Source organism: Streptomyces sp. LS1784 (genome assembly GCF_020103755.1).
GTDB lineage: Bacteria > Actinomycetota > Actinomycetes > Streptomycetales > Streptomycetaceae > Kitasatospora.
The window spans coordinates 1-21,306 of record NZ_JAHSQD010000001.1 but is presented as its reverse complement, the minus strand read 5'-3'; the positions used below and the strand labels follow the sequence as shown (position 1 = coordinate 21,306).

General features: G+C 70.9%; 20 protein-coding genes and 1 pseudogene. 6 read left to right on the top strand and 15 right to left on the bottom strand.

Going from position 1 to position 21,306, the window contains the following annotated elements; genetic code table 11:
- Positions 1–298 precede the first annotated feature (298 nt).
- Genes KS423_RS00100 through KS423_RS00085 form a run of 4 tightly spaced genes read right to left on the bottom strand, consistent with a single transcriptional unit; the run spans position 299 to position 2,391 of the window.
- The gene (locus KS423_RS00100; RefSeq protein ID WP_224273240.1) at positions 299–769 is read right to left on the bottom strand and encodes a GNAT family N-acetyltransferase; all 471 of its coding nucleotides are present in this window, start codon (positions 767–769) and stop codon (positions 299–301) included.
- 23 nt (positions 770–792) lie between these two features.
- Entirely contained in the window at positions 793–1,215 is a 423-nt protein-coding gene (locus tag KS423_RS00095) for an arsenate reductase ArsC (protein ID WP_224273013.1), read from the bottom strand.
- Positions 1,216–1,252: 37 nt separating this feature from the next.
- Entirely contained in the window at positions 1,253–2,002 is a 750-nt protein-coding gene (locus KS423_RS00090) for an MIP/aquaporin family protein (RefSeq protein WP_224273012.1), read from the bottom strand.
- Positions 1,999–2,391, bottom strand: coding sequence for a helix-turn-helix transcriptional regulator (locus tag KS423_RS00085; protein WP_224273011.1), 393 nt, complete (start codon positions 2,389–2,391; stop codon positions 1,999–2,001). Before KS423_RS00085 ends, KS423_RS00090 begins: the two co-directional genes overlap by 4 nt.
- Positions 2,392–2,479: 88 nt before the next feature.
- Between KS423_RS00085 and KS423_RS00080 the strand changes: the two genes are divergently transcribed.
- A complete protein-coding gene (locus KS423_RS00080) occupies positions 2,480–2,989 on the top strand; it encodes an ArsI/CadI family heavy metal resistance metalloenzyme (RefSeq protein WP_224273010.1) in 510 nt (169 codons plus the stop codon).
- A gap of 219 nt (positions 2,990–3,208) precedes the next feature.
- Here KS423_RS00080 and KS423_RS00075 read toward each other — a convergent pair whose 3' ends face one another.
- The 4 genes from KS423_RS00075 to KS423_RS00060 all read right to left on the bottom strand — a co-directional run bounded on the left by KS423_RS00075 (position 3,209) and on the right by KS423_RS00060 (position 8,054).
- The gene (locus KS423_RS00075) at positions 3,209–4,738 is read right to left on the bottom strand and encodes a DUF6529 family protein (RefSeq protein ID WP_224273009.1); all 1,530 of its coding nucleotides are present in this window, start codon (positions 4,736–4,738) and stop codon (positions 3,209–3,211) included.
- Positions 4,735–5,688, bottom strand: coding sequence for a metallophosphoesterase (locus KS423_RS00070; protein ID WP_224273008.1), 954 nt, complete (start codon positions 5,686–5,688; stop codon positions 4,735–4,737). The genes KS423_RS00075 and KS423_RS00070 overlap by 4 nt, the downstream gene beginning before the upstream one ends.
- Positions 5,685–6,206 carry a cupredoxin family copper-binding protein gene (locus KS423_RS47075; RefSeq protein WP_263454305.1) on the bottom strand — a complete coding sequence of 174 codons (522 nt, stop codon included), beginning with the start codon at positions 6,204–6,206 and terminating at the stop codon, positions 5,685–5,687. Before KS423_RS47075 ends, KS423_RS00070 begins: the two co-directional genes overlap by 4 nt.
- Positions 6,207–6,476: 270 nt before the next feature.
- Complete coding sequence (locus KS423_RS00060) at positions 6,477–8,054, bottom strand: FAD-dependent monooxygenase (RefSeq protein WP_224273006.1); 1,578 nt, start codon at positions 8,052–8,054, stop codon at positions 6,477–6,479.
- Between the two features lie 377 nt (positions 8,055–8,431).
- Here KS423_RS00060 and KS423_RS00055 point away from each other — a divergent pair, with 377 nt between their 5' ends.
- The gene (locus KS423_RS00055) at positions 8,432–8,818 is read left to right on the top strand and encodes a hypothetical protein (RefSeq protein ID WP_224273005.1); all 387 of its coding nucleotides are present in this window, start codon (positions 8,432–8,434) and stop codon (positions 8,816–8,818) included.
- Entirely contained in the window at positions 8,770–11,442 is a 2,673-nt protein-coding gene (locus KS423_RS00050) for a DUF6185 family protein (protein WP_308020111.1), read from the top strand. Before KS423_RS00055 ends, KS423_RS00050 begins: the two co-directional genes overlap by 49 nt.
- A gap of 2 nt (positions 11,443–11,444) precedes the next feature.
- Here the strand turns inward: KS423_RS00050 and KS423_RS00045 are convergent, their stop codons facing one another.
- From KS423_RS00045 to KS423_RS47070, 6 genes are all read right to left on the bottom strand, one after another.
- Entirely contained in the window at positions 11,445–11,594 is a 150-nt protein-coding gene (locus tag KS423_RS00045; RefSeq protein ID WP_224273004.1) for a winged helix-turn-helix domain-containing protein, read from the bottom strand.
- A gap of 29 nt (positions 11,595–11,623) precedes the next feature.
- Positions 11,624–12,451: a GDSL-type esterase/lipase family protein gene (locus KS423_RS00040; RefSeq protein WP_224273003.1), complete on the bottom strand. Its 828-nt coding sequence runs from the start codon at positions 12,449–12,451 to the stop codon at positions 11,624–11,626.
- A 1-nt stretch (position 12,452) separates the two neighbouring features.
- Positions 12,453–13,613: an acyltransferase family protein gene (locus KS423_RS00035; protein ID WP_374119883.1), complete on the bottom strand. Its 1,161-nt coding sequence runs from the start codon at positions 13,611–13,613 to the stop codon at positions 12,453–12,455.
- Positions 13,614–13,970: 357 nt separating this feature from the next.
- Complete coding sequence (locus KS423_RS00030) at positions 13,971–14,705, bottom strand: hypothetical protein (protein ID WP_224273001.1); 735 nt, start codon at positions 14,703–14,705, stop codon at positions 13,971–13,973.
- A complete protein-coding gene (locus KS423_RS00025; protein WP_224273000.1) occupies positions 14,706–15,293 on the bottom strand; it encodes an RNA polymerase sigma factor in 588 nt (195 codons plus the stop codon).
- A 167-nt stretch (positions 15,294–15,460) separates the two neighbouring features.
- Positions 15,461–15,592, bottom strand: a complete 132-nt coding sequence (locus tag KS423_RS47070) for a hypothetical protein (RefSeq protein ID WP_263454304.1) — start codon at positions 15,590–15,592, stop codon at positions 15,461–15,463.
- A gap of 233 nt (positions 15,593–15,825) precedes the next feature.
- Here KS423_RS47070 and KS423_RS00020 point away from each other — a divergent pair, with 233 nt between their 5' ends.
- Positions 15,826–16,383: a hypothetical protein gene (locus KS423_RS00020; RefSeq protein WP_224272999.1), complete on the top strand. Its 558-nt coding sequence runs from the start codon at positions 15,826–15,828 to the stop codon at positions 16,381–16,383.
- A gap of 106 nt (positions 16,384–16,489) precedes the next feature.
- Here KS423_RS00020 and KS423_RS00015 read toward each other — a convergent pair whose 3' ends face one another.
- Entirely contained in the window at positions 16,490–17,173 is a 684-nt protein-coding gene (locus tag KS423_RS00015; RefSeq protein WP_224272998.1) for a hypothetical protein, read from the bottom strand.
- A 178-nt stretch (positions 17,174–17,351) separates the two neighbouring features.
- Between KS423_RS00015 and KS423_RS00010 the strand changes: the two are divergent.
- A pseudogene (locus KS423_RS00010) lies at positions 17,352–17,529 on the top strand (IS1182 family transposase); the annotation flags it as partial.
- A 439-nt stretch (positions 17,530–17,968) separates the two neighbouring features.
- A partial coding sequence (locus tag KS423_RS00005; protein ID WP_224272997.1) for a non-ribosomal peptide synthetase occupies positions 17,969–21,306 on the top strand: 3,338 nt, incomplete at its 3' end.

Below are 21,306 nucleotides of genomic sequence, written 5' to 3'. Positions count from 1 at the left end.
CAGCCCTTCTGCCCGGCACAGGCTGCACACTCGAACGAAGTCGATGATTCCCAGGAATGACGCGCGGGAGTTCACGCCATGCCGGAGCCGTCGCTCGCTGGGGGCAGGGCGTTGCGCCCGAACGGATCAAGCGTCCGCCGCAGCCATGCCGGGCCCGCGGCCGGCGGTCGACGACCACCGGCCGTAGCGCCGTCGCCCGTCGGCTACCAGATGCGGCCTCCCTGCTGCGTGACGCGGGCGGCGGTCCTGGCCCGGGCGCGTTGGGCGGCCTCGTTGCGCTGCGAGTACAGGCGGTCGGTCAAGCGACGGCGGGACTGCGGCGTTCGACCAGGACGACGTCGCGCCAGCGCCCGTGGTGGCGGCCCAGACGCTCCCGGGTGCCGACCACCCGGAATCCGGCCTTGGCGTGGAGAGCGAGACTGGCGGTGTTCTCCGGGAAGATGCCGGACTGCACGGTCCAGATACCGGCGGCGTCAGTGGAGGCCAGCAGCGCCGGCAGCAGGGCCAGGCCGACGCCCTGTCCCCGGGCGTCGGGGTGGACGTAGACGGAGTGCTCGACCACCCCGGCGTACGCGCACCGGTCCGAGACCGGCACGACCGCGGCCCATCCCAGCACCCGGTCGCCGTCCAGGGCGACCAGGCGGTGCTCGGCGAGCCGGGAGCCGTCGAAGGCCTCCCAGGTCGGTGCGGCTTCCTCGAAGGTGGCGTCACCGCCGTCGATCCCGGCCTGGTAGATCGCCAGCACCTGCGCGGCGTGCTCGGGGAGCATCCCGGTGACGGTCACCGCGGTGGTCACGCGGCGGCCTCGATACCGAGCTCGGCGAGCAGGCCCCGAATCCGCTGCTCGATCTGATCGCGGATCGGACGGACCGCGTCGACGCCCTGGCCGGCCGGGTCCTCCAGCTTCCAGTCCAGGTACCGCCTGCCGGGGAAGTAGGGGCAGGCGTCGCCGTAGCCCATGGTGATCACCACGTCGGAGGCCTGCACTGCCTCGACGGTCAGCACCTTCGGCACTTCGGCGGAGATGTCGATGCCGGCCTCGGCCAGGGCCTCGACCACGGCCGGGTTCACGGTGTCGGCCGGGGCGGATCCGGCCGAACGGACCTCGACCCGGTCGCCGCCGAGGTGGCTGAGGAAGGCGGCGGCCATCTGGGAACGGCCGGCGTTGTGCACGCAGACGAACAGCACAGACGGGACGGCGGCGGGAGTACTCACAGGGATCTTCCTTCGGGCAGGAGTGGAGGGGCGGGGTTCAGCGGCCGGCGGCGGCCGGGTGGTGTTCGCCCCGCGGGACCGCAACGTCCTTGGCGGCGGGCGCGGCGGGGCGGCCGAACAGCACGGCGACGAGGGCGAGCCCGACGGCCAGGCCGACGAGCTGGGCGGCGACGAACGGGCCGACGGAGGCGGGTGCGATTCCGGCGAAGGTGTCCGTGAAGGTGCGGCCGATCGTGACGGCGGGGTTGGCGAAGCTGGTGCTGGAGGTGAACCAGTACGCGGCGCCGATGTAGGAGGCGACCGCGACCGGGGCGAAGTGCGCGCGGCCGGTGCGGGCCAGGCCGAAGATCAGCAGGACCAGCCCGGCGGTGGCGACGACCTCGCCCAGCCACAGGTGCGGGGCCGAACGGTCGTGGGTGGACCAGCGCACCAGCGGCTCGGCGAACATCGCGTCGGCCAGCACCGCGCCGCCGATCGCCCCGAGGATCTGCGCGGGCACGTAGGCGGCGACCTCGCGCAGGCCGGGGCCCTCGCCGCCGCGGCGGCCGGTCCACCAGGCGGCCAGGGTGACCACGGGGTTGAAGTGCGCGCCGGAGACCGGGCCGAGGAGCGTGATCAGCACCCCGAGGCCGAACACGGTGGCCAGGGAGTCGGCGAGCAGCTGCACGCCGACGTCCGGGGAGAGCTTGGTGGCCTGGATGCCGGAGCCGGCCACGACGGCCACCAGCGCGCCGGTCCCGACGAACTCGACCGCCGTGCGGCGGCCCAGCGGGGCCAGCGCGGTCATCTCGCGCCCCCCGCAGCCTGGACGGCGGTGCCGGCCGGGGCCTGCAGCAGGGCGGAGAGCTTGGCCAGGGCGGCGGGCAGCACCCAGTAGTAGACCCAGGTGCCGCGGCGCTCGGAGCCGACCAGGCCGGCCTCGCGCAGCACCTTCAAGTGGTGGGAGATGGTCGGCTGGGAGACGTCGAACGGGCCGGTGAGGTCACAGACGCAGGCCTCGCCGCCCTCGTGCGAGGCGATCAGCGACAGCAGCCGCAGCCGCACCGGGTCGGCCAGGGCCTTGAACATCTTCGCCAGCCTGGCGGCGGCCTCTTCCCCGAGCGGCTCGCGGACCATCGGCGAGCAGCACGCCACCGCGTCGTCCTGCCCGAGCACCATGAGTTCCGAATTCGACATACATCTATGTTGACAGTTGTCTATTCAAAGAGGCAAGCTCACTGTATCGACATCCATCGAAACAAGACCAAGGATCGGGGAGACCGCCATGTCCCGTGTACAGCTCGCCCTGCGTGTCGCCGACCTCGAAGGCTCCATCGCCTTTTACTCCAGGCTGTTCGGCACCGAGCCGGCCAAGCGCCGCCCCGGCTACGCGAACTTCGCCATCGCCGAGCCCCCGCTCAAGCTCGTCCTCATCGAGGGCGAGGCCGGCGAGGACACCCGCCTCGACCACCTCGGCATCGAGGTCGAGACCACCGAGCAGGTCACCGCCGCCACTGCCCGGCTGCAGGAGGCGGGCCTGGCCACCTTCGAGGAGAACGACACCTCCTGCTGCTACGCGCTCCAGGACAAGACATGGGTCACCGGCCCGGGCAAGGAGCCCTGGGAGGTCTACGCGGTCAAGGCCGATGCCGACACCCTCGGCAAGAGCGCCGACGGCGCGCCGGACGCCTGCTGCGGCACCACCGCCTGCTGCACCCCGGAGGAGCAGAGCATCGACCTCACCCGGACCCCCGTTGCGGCGAAGGCTGCCGCGGGCTGCGCCTGCGGCAGCTGACCGCAGACCCGGCCCGGAGGGGTCGGCCCGCCATACGTCCGAGCGGGCATCGCGTGCGGAGAGCGCCCGACTGGGCTGGGCGGCGCCGGCCCTTGAGCTGCCAGGTTGTGTCGGCGCCCGGACTCCTGTCCGTGCCCCAGGATGCAGGGCAGAGGCCTTTCCGCCGGCCGGCGCGCCGGAAAGCATGCGCAGTGGGGGAGAGGTACCCCCACGTTCTGCTCACAGGCCGGGTGCCTGGAGGCCGTTCAGGTACCAGAGGGGGGCGGCGTACCAGATCAGGGCGATCGCGGTGACGAGGGTGCCGCCGGCCAGGGGGAGTGCCCAGCCGGGCCACCGGCGGTGCCGGACCACGATGACCTTGGCGACAAAGGCCCCGTAGAGGAAGCACCCGGTGAGCGAGTGCAGCGCCACACGGGTGTCGGTGAACTGGACGCCGTAGGCGGTGATGCAGTGCCGGGCGATGGGCAGGGAGAGGAGGAAGGCGGTCAGGCCGATGAGGCGGTGCGTGGTACGGACCCGGTGCGGTGCGGTTTGCAGTGCGGGCAGGCGGCCGTAGATCCACAGCGCGAGGACCAGTTGGATCAGCGCCAGGCCCAGGAGCGCCGATCCCAGTTGGGCTTTCAGCAGTTGTGCGTCATCGCCGCGATTTCCGAAGAGGCTGGTCTCGTAGTTGGGGGTGTGTACCCGGCCGTACCAGAGCAGGCCGGCCACCACCGCTACCGGCAGGAGAAGCCACAGGACGTTATGGAGCCGTCGGTGGCCGGCGAGGGGAGTGAGGCCCGCCACGTGGTCGACCGCCGCCGCTCTCGATTTCACCGCCGCCGTCAGCAAGGGCTTCCAGGCCACGAGGATCAGCAGGGTAAGTGTCTCGGCGATGAGGCTGAGCAGGGCCTGTGGGGCGGGTTGCAGGCCGTTTTCGGAGAACCCGAACAATCCGGTGGTGCGGGATGCGGCGAACCCGATGAGCGTGCCGATGGCGATGGCGGCGGCGGCGATGCGCAGGAGCAGGGGTGCTGCCAGCAGGAGGAGTGCGGCCACGGCGAAGGCGGTGCTGGCCTGCAGCAGGAACATCGAGCCGATGACGTGGACGAGGCGGTATCCGTCGATGTAGAGCTGGGCGTGGATGTATCCGCTGGCCGCGAGCGTGGCGGCGAGCGCCAGGCGCAGCGCGAGGGCGGGCAGGCGCCGGGCGTTCTCGGCGTCCGCGCCGTCGATGACCGGCCGGGCAGCCACGCGTGCTTGAGGGGCCGGAGGGGCAGCACCTGCGGATTGGGGCCGGGGCCCTGGCCGGGTTTGGGAAACGGATGGCTGTCGGCCCGGGTCGCCTTCGTGCCCGTCGGGACCGTCAGTTGGCCGGGCCCGGCGGGGTCGCCGGGCCTCGGATGCCTGCCAGATCGCGAGGATCAGCAGGGTGAGTGTCTCGGCGATGAGGCTGAGCAGGGCCTGTGGGGCGGGTTGCAGGCCGTTTTCGGAGAACCCGAACAGTCCGGTGGTGCGGGATGCGGCGAACCCGATGAGCGTGCCGATGGCGATGGCGGCGGCGGCGATGCGCAGGAGCAGGGGTGCTGCCAGCAGGAGGAGTGCGGCCACGGCGAAGGCGGTGCTGGCCTGCAGCAGGAACATCGAGCCGATGACGTGGACGGAGCGGTATCCGTCGATGTAGAGCTGGGCGTGGATGTATCCGCTGGCCGCGAGTGTGGCGGCGAGCGCCAGGCGCAGCGCGAGGGCGGGCAGGCTCCGGGTGTTCATGCGAGCGTTTCGTCCTTGACGGCCAGTTCGTGCTTGCCCTGCCAGTAGTTGACGGTGCGGATGCCGAGCGCGTCCTTGAGGCGTCCGGCGGGCAGCACCTGGGGAAGTGGGGCGGGGCCCTGGCCGGGTTGGGGGAACGGGTAGCAGGTGGGGCGGGCCGAGTGGAAGGTGATGTTGCCCTCGGTCTTGCTGAACAGTTGGTGGACGTGGCCGTTGAGGCATGTGACCGAGGAGAAGCGGCGGAACATCGACAGCAGCTGTACCGCGTCGTCGGTGCCCCAGCCCCACGTCGGATACATCGCGAACAACGGGATGTGACTGAAGATGACGATGGGGGTGTCGGACGACAGGCCGGCGATGTCCTTGCGCACGAAGTCGATCTGGTCGTCGCCCAGGTGGCCGAGTTGTTCCAGGTGCAGCGTGTTGACCAGCGCGATGAAGTGCACCCCGTGGGTGTCGAAGCTGTACCAGCCGTCGCCGATGGTGTTGTGGCCGAAGGTCTGCTGGTAGGCGCGTGGTCCGTTGTCTCCGATCGAGTCGTGCTCGCCCGGCACGGTGAAGACCCGGTCGGTGTCCAGTTGCGACAGCATCTGCTTGACCTGGTCGAACTGGGCGGGGGTGGAGAGGTGCGTGAGGTCGCCGCTGTGCATGACGAAGTCGGGTCGGAACCCGAGGGAGTTGACCTGGTCGATCGCTGCGGCGAACGTCCCGGTGACGTCCATGTTGGCCGGGCCCTGGAAGCCGATGTGGCTGTCGGAGATCTGTACGAAATGCAGGTCCGCGCTGCTGGCCGGGGCCGTGTTCGTCGATCCGGGGATGTGGCTGATCACCTCTCCTGCGGTGACTGTCAGGACCACGGCACCACCGAACCAGGCGGCGTGCCGCATGAGCTGCCGGCGGGTCATGCCGTGCCCGCCACCGCCGTCGGAGTCGTGTGTGTCCTCGGTCATGGGGTCACCTCCACGGTGGCGGTCATGAACGGGTGGATGGTGCAGTAGTAGGGGTAGGTGCCGGGTTGGGTGAACGTGTAGCTGTACGTGTCGTTGGTGGCCAGGGCGGCCGACTGCAGTGGCCCGCCCGATCCTTGCTTGCTGGTGACGGTGTGAGCGTCGGGGTCGGTGTTGGTCCAGGTCACCGTCGTGCCCGCCTTGACCGTCAGTGTGGGCGGGGAGAACGCAAAGTTCTTGATCGTCACCGCGTTGGCGGCCGCTGGAGCGGAGGGCTGGCCGCCGGCAGGTGAGGTCGGGGAGGTGCCTGGTGGTGCGCTGACAGAGACCGTACCGCCCGTTCCGGAGGCACCGGGAAATCCCGCCAGGCCCTGCCCGGGTCCGGGAGTCAGCGCGCTGGTGGGTCCGGGCTGTGACGATCCGCCGCACGCGCTGAGCAGTCCGAGTGCTCCGGCAACGGCGACAGCGGCCAGACACACCGTACGCGACCGCCGGGCCGGCGGAGAGGAGCTCGCATTCATGGCCATCGTTCCTTCTGCGCGTCCCCAGCCGCACGGGCGGGTGTGGTCCGGGATCGGTCCGGGATCGGTCCGGGATCGGTCGTCTCGGCAGACAGACGACCGCGTGACGCCCGCCGGGGGATGCCGGAAGGGGTGCAACCCGGTGGGTTACTGTATGTGAGCGGACAGTACGTTCCGTGGAGCGAAACGAGTTCCACAGCGGAGTCTCGTCGTTTCACCCCGGCGGCGGGCAGTGGGACGCCTCAAGCAGGTCAGGGGCGTCCGGGCCGCTCACTGCCCCCCGCGGGGTGTCGAGCGGGTGATCGTGGTGAGGGCGTGGTGGAGGGCGGTGTCGCTCGGCGGGCGGTCGCGCCAGCGGGCGCCGATGTGGCCGTCGGGTCGGATGAGTAGTGCGCCGTGTGAGCGGAGGCCGCAGAGGTCGGTGTGCTCGTCGGGAAGGGCCTCGATGCGCAGTGGCCATGGTGCGGTGGTCTGCCGCTCCCAGTGAGTGGGGTCCGGGGTGAGCAGGGTGAACCATTCGCCGAGAGCGTCGAGCGTGGAGCGGTCGGGTGTGAGCCAGAGGTGAGGCATGCGACAGCCCGGCTCTGCGGTGGGGATGTAGTCCGTGCCTGTGTCGGATGGTTCGGGTGGGGTGCTGTTGTCGGCGAGGACGGCGTCGGAGTGGTAGGTGACGCCGAGCACGAGACCGAGTTGGGCGAAGTACCGTTCCGACCAGGGAAGTTCGACGTGGACCGGCGCCGCTTCGGCGGTTCGGCGCTGCTCGCGACGCCGGTTCTGCACGTGGAGCAGGAGCCGGGTGTTCTCCACCGCTTGACGGAGAGTCCGGTGGGCGACGGGTTGTCGCTCCGTCTCGTAGCTTGCCAGCAGACTCGGTTCGGCCCACCCGTGGAGAACGCCCGCCAGCTTCCAGCACAGGTTGTGCACATCGGCGATGCCGGCGTTCATGCCCAGGCCGCCGACGATGGGGACCGCGTGCGCGGCATCGCCGGTCAGCAGGATCCGGCCGTGGCGGAAGCGCTCGGCGACGAACGCGTTCATCACCCAGTGCTGAACCCGCAGGACGTCGGCTCGGACCCCGGCGCCGGGGCTGATGGCGCGCGTGAGGAGGTCGGACCAGTCGGCGCGTGCAGCGTTTTCGGGCGTGGGAACGAACCAGGCCCAGCCTCGTTCGGGGTAGAGCGGGCCGAACAGGCCGTGCGCGGTGAAGTAGAGGCCGGCGGGCTGGTGGGCGCACCAGCGGTCGAGGTCGGCGTCGAACACGACGGTGGTGAAGCCCCCCATCGCTCCGGGGCCAGTGGTGTCGATTCCCAGTAGTTGCCGGACGGTGGAGGTCGCGCCGTCGGCGGCGATGACATGGCGGGCCCGGACGCGGGTCTCGTCACCGCGTCGGTGGTCGACGAGCAGGGCCACGACGCTGTCGGTTTCCTCGGCCAGGGAGGTGAGCTCGGTCCCGAAGCGCACTTGTGCGTCTGCTGCGGCGAGCAGGGTGGGTTCCAGCCGATCCTGTGAGGTGACCACGCCGGTCACGGGGCTCTCGGGTACCGGCGCGTCGACCCCGACCATCGCCGCTGTGGCGAAGTCACGGTCGCACAGGGTGTCGCGGAAGCGGATGCGGCCGTACTCCGGTGCGAACGCGTTGGCCGTGATCTCGGCTGAGAGCCCGAGTTGGCGATAGATCTCCATCGAGCGCACGTTGACCAGCCGGGACCGTGGAAAGGGCGACAGTTCGCGGTGTTTCTCGACCAGTAGTACCCGCACGCCCCAGCGTTCCAGTAGCGCTCGGGCGGTGAGCCCGACTGGCCCGCCACCGACGATCAGTACTGCTACCTCGGTGTCTGCTACGGGCATGTCGAGCTTCTCCTGCTCACCTCGGGCCGGGTCTGATGGGGGCGCTTCGTGACGTGACCTTCAGCCCTGCCGGCTCGGGATTTCGGCCGGTTCCCATGGCCGGCCGATGCCGTTTTCGACTCGATGACCGCCTCGACGAGGACCCGAACCGCCGCGATCAATCTTCCTGATCCCACGGCCGACCGCCATGTCCGCGCGTCGACTGCACCCGAACGTCTCAGGCAGGCACGGTCACGCCCCCGGCCTTTCGCCGTCCGGAAGCACTCCTCGATCGCGTCCGCCGGGTTGCCGGCCGTCCTCCGGGGTGTCGGCTTGTAGCCGTTTGTCGCCCCACCTAGGCTTCCGAAAGCCACTCAGATGACATTGAGGAGCACTTCATGGGAAATCCGACGGCCACTCCCGGGCAGCCACTTCCGAAGTTCGAGGAAGCCAAGGGGCTGGGTCCGCAGGACGGCCAGTTCGTGCGCGATCTGGTGGATGTGCTGGAAAAGCACGGAAATCTCGACCGTTTTGGCCTGTGTCTGCTGCACGAGCACTTTCCCGTCGCGTGCGACGAGGTCCTGGTCGAGACCCATGACCTCGCGGCACGCACGCTCCAGATCCGGGTCGACAAGGCGGACGCGACCGGTCACACCAAGCCCTCGCAGTGGCGGTTCGTGAAGAGCGGACACGGCAGCGGTGAGGTCGAGAGCCACGCCTACCAGGTGATCCTGCAGTGCAGTCCGATCAGCGGGTGCCCGGGAAGCAGGAGCACACCGCGTTGAAGAACGAGGACGGCGGCGAGGCGGACACGAACACCTCGCCGCCGTCGCACGGTTGCAGCCCGAGAGTCCGCAGCACCGCGGTGTACCGGTGGGGACTGTGCGCCGTGCCGTTGCTGGTTCTCCTGATTTTCTGGGGTGGACAGTCCGCCCGAGCGGATTCCCCGCCCGCGGGCAGCTGCCATACGGAGCAGTTGACTGCCGCCCAGGTGGACGTCGAACTCACAATCGCCAACCACACCCACAACACGGCCGAGGGCCGGGGAGTCATGACCGTCCGCGTACCCAGGTCCTGGGAGTACGCCGAGGGCCTGCTGCTGCAGAAGAGTTCTGTTGCCTACCGCGACGCGATGCACTGTCTCCTGCGCGACGAGCAGGAGTCGGGGCGGCCCCCGGAACAATACCTGCGCCAATACGAGTGGCGCTCGTCCAACCCGGCGGTGAGCACCGAGCCCGGCTTGGTCAAGGTCGAGTACCCGACGATCTTCTGGTTCGACCACGGCGGCACGTTCCTCGTCGGGCCGTGGGAAATCGATGTGCAGCCCGGCCAGTGGAAGCTGTCCCTCGTTCCGCCGACGGCTCTGGCGGGGGCCCGCTGGAACTCGGTCAAGGTCGATCTTGGCGGCCTGGAGGCATCCAGCATGACGCCCGAACCCTCGACCGCCGGCAACGGGAGCATGGTGTGGAGCGACCCCGACCCGCCCCAGGCGTCGAGCTCCTTGATGATGGTTCAGGTGGCTCCCCCATGGCAACGCGCATGGGCGGCGGTGAGCAGCAACGATGCGCCGTTGCTCGTCAGCAACAAGATCGGGCAGGCCACCTGGTGGGTGGTCATTTCCGCCATCGTCGCGGTGGCCGCTCTACGAGCCCGCCGCCGGCCGGCCCACGACGAGGCCACCGCGCTCGAGATCCGCAGCAGCACGGTCCTGCTGCAGTGGGGTGTGGCCAGCGCCGTCATCATCCTGACGTTCCTGCTACCGCAGTACGCGCTCCTCGACCAACGCTGGATGATCCTGACCGGGATTCTGGTCGGCTGGGCGTTGACGGCCACCGCCCGTCCGAAGAGGTCGGTGCTGCTGGCCGCCTCGCTGGTGGCGGCGGCCGGCGGCCTGGTAGCCGCCTGGCCGTCCCTGTTCAGTCTCCCCGAGAGCCTCTCCTTCTCCGGGACCGGGCCCGTCCACGGCTTCGCCCCACTGGTGGCCACGACCGCGGCGCTCCTGTGGCTGTGGCTGACCGGCCTGGCGCTGTGGATGTGGCGGCTCGCGTGTGAGGGCGGGCTGATCCGGCCACCGACGTCACCCTGGCGGCTGCGCCGCGTCGGACCGGGACTTGCCGTGGCCACCCTCCTTCTGCTCGGATGGCAGTGGTGGACCCAGGCCCGCGGGTGGGAGCGGGCCAGCTGGCTGAGCAACCGCGCGATGCCGGAGTACGGTTGGCTGCACCGGTCCTTCCTGAACGAGCGTCTGGTGTCCTACGCGACCCAGATCCCCTCGTGGTGCGCCTCCTGGACCTGGGTGCTGACCGGCATCGCCGTCGTGGCCCTGCTCCGGGCCAGGGACCTGGCGTTCCCCGTGCCGCGCGCGTATCCCACCAGGCTGGACCGCCTCCTGCTCGCCGTGTTCTTCGCCGTCGTGGTCGCCTACCGCCAGGGCTCGTTCGCCGGCAGCCAGGCCGTGGCTGTCCTCTGGCTCGTCCTGGACATCGCCGGGCTCTACGCCCTGCTGGCGGTCGGGAGCCGTTGGGCGGTCCTGGCCCATCACCTTGAGGGAAGCGGGAACACTCCGAGGCTGAGCGAAGCGATCACGGAGGCGAGCCGCTCCGGCCTCATCGTGCGTGCCCGCCGCTACCGGGAGCTGACCGACGAGCTCCGGGACATGGGGAAGAGCGAGGGAGCCGCCGGCCGACATGCGGCGGAGAAGGAACGGCACGCGATGGAACGGGAGCTGAGCGGGCTGCACCGCTGGCGATCGCCGACCGGAACCGCCGACACGGCACGGGCCTGGCTACCCGGCCAGTACACGATCATGGACGTCGCCCTGAGCTGGGGCCCACACGCCAGGTGGTGGGAGAACGCCCGCCGGGCAGCCCTGTTGGCGGCCGCCTTCGGCCTTCCGGGCACTCTCGTCATCCTCTGGTTCTCCTACCAGGCGGAGCAGACCCAGTGGATGTACACCGCGCAGGACTCCTTCGGGGCACCCAACATGGTCAGGCTGTTCTTGACCTTGGAGCTCGCCTCGGCAGGCGCGGGCCTGGTCCTGGGCGGGCTCTGGCGCCTGCTGCCCGGACGCCGCGGTCCGGCACGCGCCCTGAGCCTGGTCGCCGTCTACACCCTGCTGATCGTCATGGGGACCCTGGGCGACCTCATCACCGACCAGCCGCTCGGCAACGTGGCCATCGCCACCTGCCAAATGCTTCTGGTACTGACCCTCACCGGCCTCGCCATGGACGCGGACACCTTCCATGCCGAGCGGCGTCTGTGGCCCAGCCGCTTCGGACTGCTGCTCTGGATCTACCAGCTTCGCGGTTTCTCCGCACAGATCGCCTATGTACTGGCCCAGTTGGGCGCACTGATCGTGATCGCGAAGTTCTTCATCGGACCCGACATTCGGAGCATGAAGCCGCCGTAAAGTCACAATTCGCGCGAGGTGGTGAGTTGCCTCGGAACGCGGCCGGAGGCGCGGAGTTCCTGCAGGTCGGGGATGCGGCTGTCGACGGTGCCGGGGCTGACGCCGAGGATCTCGGCGATCGAGGTGATCGAGTTCTCGGGGTCGGCGGGCATGTCGCGGACGACGACAGGGCCGGTCAGGGTCAGCGGGTCATCGGAGTGAACAGGTCGGGGTCGATCGTCTGGGCCATGGCGTGGTGTCCGGTGTCGTTGGGGTGGAGGTGGTCGCCGGAGTCGTAGTCGGGCCGGATGCGGGTGGGATCGGCCGGGTCTCTGAGTGCGGCGTCGAAGTCGATCACACCGTCGAAGAGCTGGCCCTGGCGGATCGCGTCATTGACGGTTTGCCGGCAGTGTTCGCCGGCGGTCTCGTAGCGTCCGAAGCCGCCGTAGGGCGGGATGGTCGTGCCGACGACCTTGACGTCCCTGGCGTGGGCCTTGGCGACGAAGGATCGCAGTCCGGCGATGATCGCGGCCGGATCGTACTGGTGGGGGGTCTGTTGGATGTCGTTGATGACGTCCGTGAGCACGATGGTGCCCGCTCCGGGAACGTCGAGGGCGTCCCTGTCCTCGCGGGTCAGGGAACTGGGCATGGTGGGGCCGTTGTCGGTGAGCAGCCTGGTGGCGCTGATGCTGGCGTTGACCACCTGGTCCGGCCGGCCGGCCTGCTGCAGGCGGTGGGCGAGTTCGCTGGGCCAGGATGCGCCGGGTGAGGCCTTGTAGCCGTCGGAGACGGAGGCCCCGATGATGACGATGGACTTCGCGGCTGCCGCGTCGGGCTTCGGAGCTGGGGCAGCGGAAGCCGAGACCGTGGCCGGAGGATGCTGGGCGGGCGTGTGAGCCTGTGCCGTCGGCCTGTCAGCGGGTGTGCGCAGGATCGGGGTTGGGGGCGGTGTGTCGCAGCCGGCCAGGGCGGCCTGCGTGGCAAGGAGGACAACGAGCACACCCGCGCGCATCCGTAGCGTGGTCGGCATGTCAGTCCCTTCTTTCCCACTGGCTGGGCACGTGGGTGTGTGCGGTCATGGAGCGGCGCGATGCGGGTTGTGATCGGAGCAGTAGTCGTCGGCCGGGGCGTTCGACGCCGGCGTACAGGGCCCAGGCAAGAGTGAGCGAGAGGGCGAAGGCCGCTGCCGTGGTGGCAAGGGCGGGGACGGTGGCGAGGTGGGGCTGGTCGCCGAACAGGGCCTCGCCGGTGCGCATGACCAGGATGTGGATCATGTAGAAGGCGAAGGACCACTCGCCGAGCCGCACCAGGCGCGGGTGGCGCCAGAATGAGGGGGCGCCGGTGAGGTCGGCCCTGGCGGCAGCGGGGATGAGCATGGCCAGGCCGAGCACGGTGCAGGCGGCGTAGCCGTATTCGCCCGGGAGCTGGGCGACGAGGAAGTAGCCGATCAGCGTGGCCGCCAGGGCGACATCGAGTCCGGGGCCGCGCCAGGTGCCGGTCTTGACCAGGAGGCCGAGCGTGACGCCGAGAACGAATTCCGGGAGCCGGGGGAGCGGGGAGGAGTAGAGCGTCCAGCCGAGGGCGTAGCGGGTGTTCGCCCACGGCATCAGCACGAGGAGCGTGCCTGCGGCCAGGGCGGTGGCGGCAAGGGCGCGGGTGGGCAGGCGGCGCAGGCCTGCGTACAGGACGGGGAAGGCGGAGTAGAAGAAGGCCTCGCAGACCAGGGACCAGCTGACCGGGTTCAGGGTCTGCCACCACTCGGGCTTCCAGGAGCTGACCAGCAGCAGGTTCGCCGCCGCCTCCCGGGCACCTCCGGGCCGAAGCCCGGGAACCAGGCTGTAGGCCAGCACCAGCGCGGTGATGGCGGTGACCAGGTGGACCGGGTAGATCCGGGCCAGGCGCCGCCGCCAGAAAGTGCGGGCCCGTTCCCCGGGCAGGGCGGACCAGGCCAGCACGAACCCGGACAGGATGAAGAAGAACGACACTCCCACGGCGCCGGCCCCGAACGCCCAGTTCACCAGGCGGCCGCTCCGGCCCTGCCCGAAGTAGCCGAAGTTGCGGACGTGGTAGACGAAGACCGTGAACGCGGCCACCCAGCGCATCCCGGTCAGCGACGGCAGCTGACCACCGCCGGGCCGCTGCGGGGTTTTCGGGGTTGATCGTGGCTGTGTTCGCTGTGCTGTCAGGGCCATCGGGGGCACCGCCCGGCGGGTGGTGGCGTGGCTGCGCATGTGAGGGCAGGCATCAGGAACTCCTGTCATGAGGGTGTCGGGTCACGAGCGCGGGAGCGGCAGCTCGGGACGGGTGCCCCGGCGGACGGCCGACAGGTCCGGGAGCGTCGGCCGTCCGCTGTGAAACCGAGGGTCGTGCGCGTCCGGGGCGGGGAGACTTCCGCCAGCCGCTCGGCGAGACCGTGCCTGCACCTGCCCCGGCCCGGCGCCCGCCCGCCGGCGGCCGCGGCCTCACCTTCTCCGACCCCGGCGGATCCGAGCGCTACCACCACGGGTAGCCCCCGCGACTGCGAGACGCCCGTGGGCACGGTCATGGCCCTACTGGAAGTGAACGGTACCGGGCGGCGGGGCCGGCAGGCAGTCCGGGCCCGATCCGTCCAGTAGACCTCCTGTGATCGCCCCGTAGGCGTGGGCGGGGTCGGTCTTGGCGAGCGGGAAACCCACCATGAGCAGCTTGTCAGCGGGGATCTTGCTGGGGCGGATGTAGAGAACGGTCTTACCGTCTTCCCAACCGATGTCCCAGCCGTTGGTGCGCAGACTGATGTCGCCGGGGGCGGGGTTTGCCGAACCGGACGGTGCCGGGGGCAGCGTTTCGCTGTGGGGCGGTTCCGGGCTGGGGGATGTGGACGGGGACGTGGATGGGGACGTGGACGGGCTGGGGGATGCGGACGGGTCGGGGTTGCCCCGCGGGGTGGTGGTGCAGTCGGGGTCACCGGCCAGCACGCGGCTGTGAACGCCGATACGGTCCAGGTCTTCCTGCAGCTTGTCCAGGTCGATCTTGCCGGCCGGGTTGACGATGGTGAGTTTGACGAGGTCGCTCTCGTTGTTCTGCAGGGTGTAGGCGGCCGCGGTCTGGGTCGGAAGCGCGGTCAGGGCGACACCCGCCACGGCGGTGGCCAGGCCCGAGGCCAAGCCGACCGGGACCCAGCGCACGCGGGCGCGGCGGCGGGGTCGGGCAATGGCCGACTGGTCGGGGTGCGGGCTGTCCGCCCGCTGTTGGACGTGGTTCTTGAGCTCGTGCATCAACCGCTCCTCGAAGCGTTCGGCGTTCATTCAGGCCTCCACCAGGGACGAGGGGGGCGGAGCAGATTCGAGATAGGTGTCGGGCTGCTTCAGGGCCTTGCGAGCCCGGTGCAGCCGGACGCGGGCAGCCACGGTGCTGATACGAAGTGCCTTGGCGGCCTCGGCGACGCTCAGACCGTCAACCGCCACCAGTTCCAGCACCTCCCGCAGTCCGAGCGGCAGCAAAGCGATGCGTTCCAGCAACTGCCGTGAGGCGCGCTCGGCGTCGATGCGCTCCTCCAGCCGTGCGATGTCATCGCCGTCCAGCAGTCGGTGGCCGGCTATTCGGTCCTCGGCCGCCCAGATCCGCGCCGCGCGCCGTTCCTGGGACGCGGCCACGTTGCGGGCGATGCCATGCAGCCAGGCGATCGGGGTTCCCAGCTCCGACCGGTACCCGCCGGCGGCGGAGATCGCCGCGAGGAAAACCTCGGCGACCAGGTCGGCCGCAGTGTGCGGGTCCCGGGTCCGCCGGGTCGCGTACCGCAGCACCGCTTGCACGTGCTCGCGGTAGAAGGCCTCGAACGCTTCCGGATCCTCACCGATCCGCGCGACCAGGCCGCTGTCCGGCGGTTGCCTCACATCGACTCCCTTGTCTGTCCGTCCCCCATCTCCTCTTGGTGATGCACGACAGGAGCGTTACATCCGAACCTGAATCCACCCCGAGGGCCTCGGCCGCGGCGGCATGATCCAGACCGGCCCATGCCTGGCTCTGTCACATCCGCGCACCCGAGTTCCCGTGACCCCGCTCACACCGGCAGGAGACCCCCCGGCCGCCGCCGCAGCCGGCTGTCCGCCAGGGCCGCGCCCAGCGGCGTGTGCTCGTAGCGGACGGCCCGGTCGACACGGATGCGGGTGACCAGACCGGCGCCGCGCAGCACCGCCGGCGGTCGCGGGCCTCGCCGCCGCCCTGGCCGCGGCTGCCCTCGCCCTGGACGCGATACGCCACGCCGTGCGGTGAACAGCATTCGGTAAGTCGGGCGGAGGAGGAGCTGTTCCCCCGCCGGGGGGAGCCGGTCCCTCCCCGCGGCGGAGGCCGCGACCAGGGGTGAGCCGGGAGGTTGGAGGCAGTCGGGAAACAGCCCGACTCCACTCTCGCCACTGAGGACTGACCATGCGAAAGCTCACCACCGCCGTCGCACTCACCACTGCGGCCGTGGCCCTTGCAGCCGGGACGGTCGGTACTGCCGCGGCCGCACCCGCGCCGGCCACCCCCGTACCGGCCCAGCACCTCGCCCTGTACAGCTGGACCCTGCTCAACGAGTACGGCCCGGGCCCCAACCCGGGCGAGCGGCTCACCGCGCAGGTCAGCGCCCGTACGGTCGACGGCCACACCCGGGGGCACGCCGTGGTGCAGCACGTCTTCGAGAAGAGCGGCACCATCCGGGCCGAGTTCGACGTCGACTGCCTGACCGTCGACGGGAGCGGCGCCATCACCGTGACCGGGCCCATCTCGCAGACCGTGGTCACCCCGATCGGGGGCGAGCCGTACCTCTTCGAGGAGGGCCGGCACCCCGAGGCCGGTCTCACCTTCTACCCGGCCGACGAACAGCACCAGCGCCGGGTCGGCTGGAACCGGACCAACCCCCAGATGCATACCGAAGTCGTCAAGTGCGGCGCGGTTCCGGCCGGCTTCTGGGTCATCGACGGCGGGACCTTCCTGCGCCGCTAGGGGAACGTGTCTCAGTGACCGGTAGCCGCTGTAACCAACAGGTCAGGTCGGGTGGGTGGTCCAGTGGCCGAGCCGGCCCACACTCTGGGGAGCGTGGGCCGGGCGGCTACGCGCTGCGGCCCAATCCGAAGCGCGTTGCCAGCTGACCGGCCAGGTCGGTGGCGGGAGTGCTGCCGTCGACCGTGATGATGCCGAGGGCGTGACCGTCGGCCTGGTGGCGGACTTCCTCGTCCCAGAGGGCATCGCGGGCGAGGCGCATGGTCAGCATGGTCGCGGGATCATTGCTGCCCCAGTTGGCTTGCGCACGGGCGGGATCCGCGTAGCGCGCACGGAGTGCGTTCTGCCGGAACCCGGGTGTGGGCAGGAGAAAGACCGCTTGGTCGGACCGGTGCAGCAGCGGTGCGAGATGGCCGGGCAGGATCCCGAAGTAGTCCACCAGGATGATGTGATCGGCCGGCATGGCGAGCAGGTCTTCGGTGACGAAGCCGATCGTCTCTCCGTGCAGACCCGCCATCGCTTGGAACACCTGTCGCGGGGTGCGGCCCTCCCACATTCCGCCGGGTGGCACTCCCCGCATGGCGGACAGGTGAGGGTGGCGCTGCGGCGTGCATCGCGCCAGCCAGCTGTGTTCCGCGCGGTCGCCGTTGTACACGTGGACGCCGTGCCGGTCGGCCAGTAGGCGGGCCAGCGTGGTCTTTCCGGCAGCCGTACCACCGGCGATCCAGCGTACGTGGGCGAGTCGATCGGTCAGTTCTCTGCTGGTCGCGGTGTCCGGGAATGGAGAATCCATGGGTGCCATGGTCCCGGTCTCGGCCTGGAAATTTCAGTCTTGTTCTTGTGCGGTACATGACCGACGCTGAAAGAGAGGGGTTGGGAATCGCTCCGTCAGCTCGTATCGCCGGCCCCGTGATTGGAACATATGGCGGGAGCCTCTGGGGGCTGTGACCAGTTGGTGTTGTACGTCGGGCGCCCCGGACTTCCGCTCGATCGCCCGGTTCCGCCGCCGTCATCTGTACGCCCTCGCCGGCCTGTTCCTCCAATTGCTCCACCTCGCGCAGAAGCTCGGCATGGTCAAGATGGGGCCGCGTTGCCCTGGACGGCACGAAGCCGGAGGCCGGCGCCCCCAAGCGCAAGGCCTTCCGCCATGTCCAGGACGAGGAATGCCGCCGGCAGTGCACCGACACCACCGGCGAGCAGGCGGCGATCGTCTGAACGGCCCGGAGGCAGGCCAGATCACCCGCCACCGGCACGCAGGCGCGGAAAAACGGCCGGTAACTGGCGATCACATCCACGCAGCCAGTTGCCCGTTACGGACTCACACTCCTGGCTGACGGGGTGTCTAAAGAGAACGTAGCGGCCCACGCTGTTCCTGCCAAGACGGCTGACAATGTGTACGGGATCGCCTACGAACCGTCACGCTTGCGCAGCTCCGATCGGCGTGGCGGAGGGGATCTTTCCGGCATATCGAACGCGTGACGGAAATGTGCTGGTGATCCGTAGATCTTTACCCCACCATCTCCCAGGGCACACCGCCCATTTCTCGCCGACCACAAGTCGATGCAGCAGCAGCCCTCAGGAGAGAGTGATGAGTTCGACGGGACTTCCCCCGCTGGAGCCGGCCGCGCCGCTGGCCGCCCTGGTTACCGCGCAGGTCAGACGGACCCCGGACGCCACCGCCGTGATCGACGGCACGCGCCGGCTGACCTACCGTGAACTGGACGCCGCGGCCGAGGCGATGGCGGGCCGACTGGCCGCCGCCGGTGTCCGGGCCGAGACACTGGTCGGAGTCTGCCTACCGCGAACGGCGGACCTGGTGGTCAGCCTGCTGGCGGTCCTGCGGGCCGGCGGCGCGTACGTGCCGCTCGACCCGGCGTACCCACGCGACCGCCTCGAACTGGTCGTCGGCGACGCGCAGGCCCCCGTCGTGGTCACCGACCGCGCCCACGAGCACCTGCTGAACGGTGCCGGCGCTACCCTCCTGTACGTCGACGGCGAGAGCCCCTCCGCTCCGCTCGACCCGGCCGCCGAGCGCCCCACCACCGGCGACGCCGCCACCGACGCGCTCGCCTACGTGCTCTACACCTCCGGCTCCACCGGCCGCCCCAAGGGCGTCTCGGTCACCCAGCGCGGCGTCAACGCCATGCTCCGCTGGGCCGCCGGCACCTACACCGCCGCCGACCTCGCCGGCGTCCTGTTCGGCACCTCCGTCTGCTTCGACATCTCGGTGTACGAGCTGTTCCTCCCGCTCTCCGTCGGCGGCACGATCATCGTCGCGGAGAACGTCCTCGCCCTGCCCGAGCTGCCCGCCCGGGACGAAGTCACCCTGGTCAACACCGTGCCCAGCGCCATGGCGGCGCTGCTGCGCGGCGACGGCCTTCCCGGCGGCGGGGGTCTGCCGGGCACCGTGCGCGTGGTCAACCTGGCCGGCGAGGCCCTGCCCCGCCACCTGGCCGACAAGGTCTACGCCCAGCCCCGGGTCGAGCGCCTCTACAACCTGTACGGGCCCACCGAGGACACCGTCTACTCCACCTGGTCGCTGGTCCCGCGCGACGAGACCGGCGAGCCGGTCATCGGCCGCCCGCTCGACGGCACCCTCGGCCACGTTCTCGACGAGCACCGGATACCCGTGCCCGACGGCGGCATCGGCGAGCTCTACCTCTCCGGCGAGGGCCTGGCCCGCGGCTACCACGGCCGCCCCGACCTCACCGAGGAGCGCTTCGTCCACGTCGACGGCCTGCGCTGCTACCGCACCGGCGACCTGGTCCGCCGCCTGCCCGACGGCGACCTGGAGTACCACGGGCGCGTGGACCACCAGGTGAAGGTCCGCGGCTTCCGCGTCGAGCTCGGCGAGATCGAGGCAGTGCTCGCCACCCACCCCGCCGTCGAGTCCGCCGCCGCGGTCGTCCAGCGCGACGAGGCCGGCGACTACCTGGCCGCCTTCGTCCAGCCCGCCCCCGGCGCGCCCGAGCCGACGCCCGCCGAACTGCGCGCCCACTGCGCCGCCGCCCTGCCCGGCTACATGGTGCCGCTGGCCGTCGCCGTCCTGGCGCAGATGCCGCTCACCCCCAACGGCAAGACCGACCGCAAGGCGCTGCCCCCGGTCGCCCGCAGCCGCGCCGGGCACGAGCTGTTCGTCGCCCCCCGCACCCCCGTCGAGACCCGGATTGCCGAACTCTGGCAGGCCCTGCTCGGCGTCCCCGAGGTCGGCGTCCACGACGTCTTCCTCGACCTCGGCGGCCACTCCCTGCTCGCCGCCGGCCTGCTCGCCCGGATCGAGCGCGAGTTCGGCACCCGGGTGCCGCTCGCCGAGTTCTTCGCCGCCCCGACCATCGCCGCCCTCGCCGTCCGGGTCGCCAACGGCGGCGGCGGCCGGGCCTCCGTCGAGCCGCCCCGGCGCCAGGCCGAACTGCCCGCCCGCGCCACCGACTTCCAGCGCGAACTGTGGCTGCACGAGTCCATGCAGCACGACAGCCCGCTCTACAACGTGCCGCTGCGGATCCGCGCCGAGGGCGCCCTCGACCGCGAGGCGCTCGGCCGCGCGCTCACCGAGGTCGTCCGTCGCCACGAGGCGCTGCGCACCGCGCTGCGCGGAGCCCCGATCCCGACCGAGCACGACCCGGTCATCGCCGACGTCCGCCCCCCGTACGCCGTCGACGTCCCGCTGCTCGACCTCACCGGGCCCGACGGTGCCGCGCCCGACGAGCAGACGCTCGACGCCGCGCTGCGCGCCGAGGCCGCCCGCCCGCTCGACCTGTCCGACGGCAGGCTGCTGCGCGCCCTCGCCGTGCGCACCGGCGAGGACCGCCACGAACTGCTGCTCACCGTGCACCACGCCGCGATGGACGGCTGGGCCGCCGGACTGCTGCTCACCGAGGTCGCCAGCGCCCACCGCGACGGTGAACTGCCCGAGCCCGCACTGCAGTTGTCCGACGTCGCCCGCTGGGAGGAGCGCAACGTCGAGGCCGGCCGCGAGGCCGCCGAGCGCTGGGGCGAGCGGCTGCGCGGCATCGAGGCCGACCAGCACCTGCCCGGCGACCGCCCGCACCCCAACCCGCAGGACGTCGCCGGCCGCCGGATCTCCCGCCGGCTCGACGCCGGCCTCGTCACCGGCGTCGAGAAGTGGGCCGCCCAGGAGGGCGCCAGCCTCTACATGGCGGTGCTCGCCGCGCTCGGCGGGATGCTGCACCGCTACACCGGCCACACCGACGTCGCCGTGATCAGCCCCTTCGCCGTCCGCCCGGTGCCCGAGCTGGAGACGGTGCTCGGCTCGCTGATCAACACCGTCGCGCTGCGCTTCGACGTGACCGGCACCGACACCTTCCGCGAACTGCTCGCCCGGGTCCGCCCGACCGTCCTGGAGGCCGCCGAGCACAGCGGCCACCCGTTCGTCGAGCACGCCCGCCGCTCCGGCGGCTCGGCCGGCCTCACCGCCTCGCCGATCTCCCAGGTGCTGCTCGCCGTCCAGAACCACCCGGTGGCCGGCGTCGAACTGCCCGGCCTGCGCCTGACGTTCGTCGGCGAGGTGTGCAACAGCGCCGCGAAGACCGACCTCTCGCTGTTCCTGGAGTTCCCGGCCGACGGACCGCTGCTGTCCGCCGAGTACCGCACCTCCCGCTACGAGGAGCGGTCCGTGCGCGCCGCGCTCGACCACCTGGTCGCGCTGCTCGCCGCCGCCGTCGCCGAACCCGACCGCCCGCTCGGCGAGCTGGCCATGCTCTCCGCCGCCGAACTCGTGGCCGACGAGCCGGTCAACCGCACCGAGGCGCCGATCCCCGACGCCCGGCTGCACGAGCTGGTCGCCGCCCAGGCCGCCCGCACCCCGGACGCGCCCGCCGTGTCCGCCGCCGACGGCACCCTCGGTTACGCCGAACTCGACGCCGCCGCCAACCGGTTGGCCCACCTGCTGGCCGCCCGCGGCGCGGG

Bases quoted from the DNA above. Each gene is read 5' to 3' on its own strand.
- KS423_RS00015 (WP_224272998.1), bottom strand. From the start codon at position 17,173: ATGGATTCTCCATTCCCGGACACCGCGACCAGCAGAGAACTGACCGAT.
- KS423_RS00070 (WP_224273008.1), bottom strand. From the start codon at position 5,688: ATGACCGAGGACACACACGACTCCGACGGCGGTGGCGGGCACGGCATG.
- KS423_RS00040 (WP_224273003.1), bottom strand. From the start codon at position 12,451: ATGCCGACCACGCTACGGATGCGCGCGGGTGTGCTCGTTGTCCTCCTT.
- KS423_RS00075 (WP_224273009.1), bottom strand. From the start codon at position 4,738: ATGAACACCCGGAGCCTGCCCGCCCTCGCGCTGCGCCTGGCGCTCGCC.
- KS423_RS00080 (WP_224273010.1), top strand. From the start codon at position 2,480: ATGTCCCGTGTACAGCTCGCCCTGCGTGTCGCCGACCTCGAAGGCTCC.
- KS423_RS00085 (WP_224273011.1), bottom strand. From the start codon at position 2,391: ATGTCGAATTCGGAACTCATGGTGCTCGGGCAGGACGACGCGGTGGCG.
- KS423_RS00060 (WP_224273006.1), bottom strand. From the start codon at position 8,054: ATGCCCGTAGCAGACACCGAGGTAGCAGTACTGATCGTCGGTGGCGGG.
- KS423_RS00045 (WP_224273004.1), bottom strand. From the start codon at position 11,594: ATGCCCGCCGACCCCGAGAACTCGATCACCTCGATCGCCGAGATCCTC.
- KS423_RS00055 (WP_224273005.1), top strand. From the start codon at position 8,432: ATGGGAAATCCGACGGCCACTCCCGGGCAGCCACTTCCGAAGTTCGAG.
- KS423_RS00100 (WP_224273240.1), bottom strand. From the start codon at position 769: ATGCTCCCCGAGCACGCCGCGCAGGTGCTGGCGATCTACCAGGCCGGG.
- KS423_RS00020 (WP_224272999.1), top strand. From the start codon at position 15,826: ATGCGAAAGCTCACCACCGCCGTCGCACTCACCACTGCGGCCGTGGCC.
- KS423_RS00030 (WP_224273001.1), bottom strand. From the start codon at position 14,705: ATGAACGCCGAACGCTTCGAGGAGCGGTTGATGCACGAGCTCAAGAAC.
- KS423_RS47075 (WP_263454305.1), bottom strand. From the start codon at position 6,206: ATGAATGCGAGCTCCTCTCCGCCGGCCCGGCGGTCGCGTACGGTGTGT.
- KS423_RS00035 (WP_374119883.1), bottom strand. From the start codon at position 13,613: ATGGCCCTGACAGCACAGCGAACACAGCCACGATCAACCCCGAAAACC.
- KS423_RS00090 (WP_224273012.1), bottom strand. From the start codon at position 2,002: ATGACCGCGCTGGCCCCGCTGGGCCGCCGCACGGCGGTCGAGTTCGTC.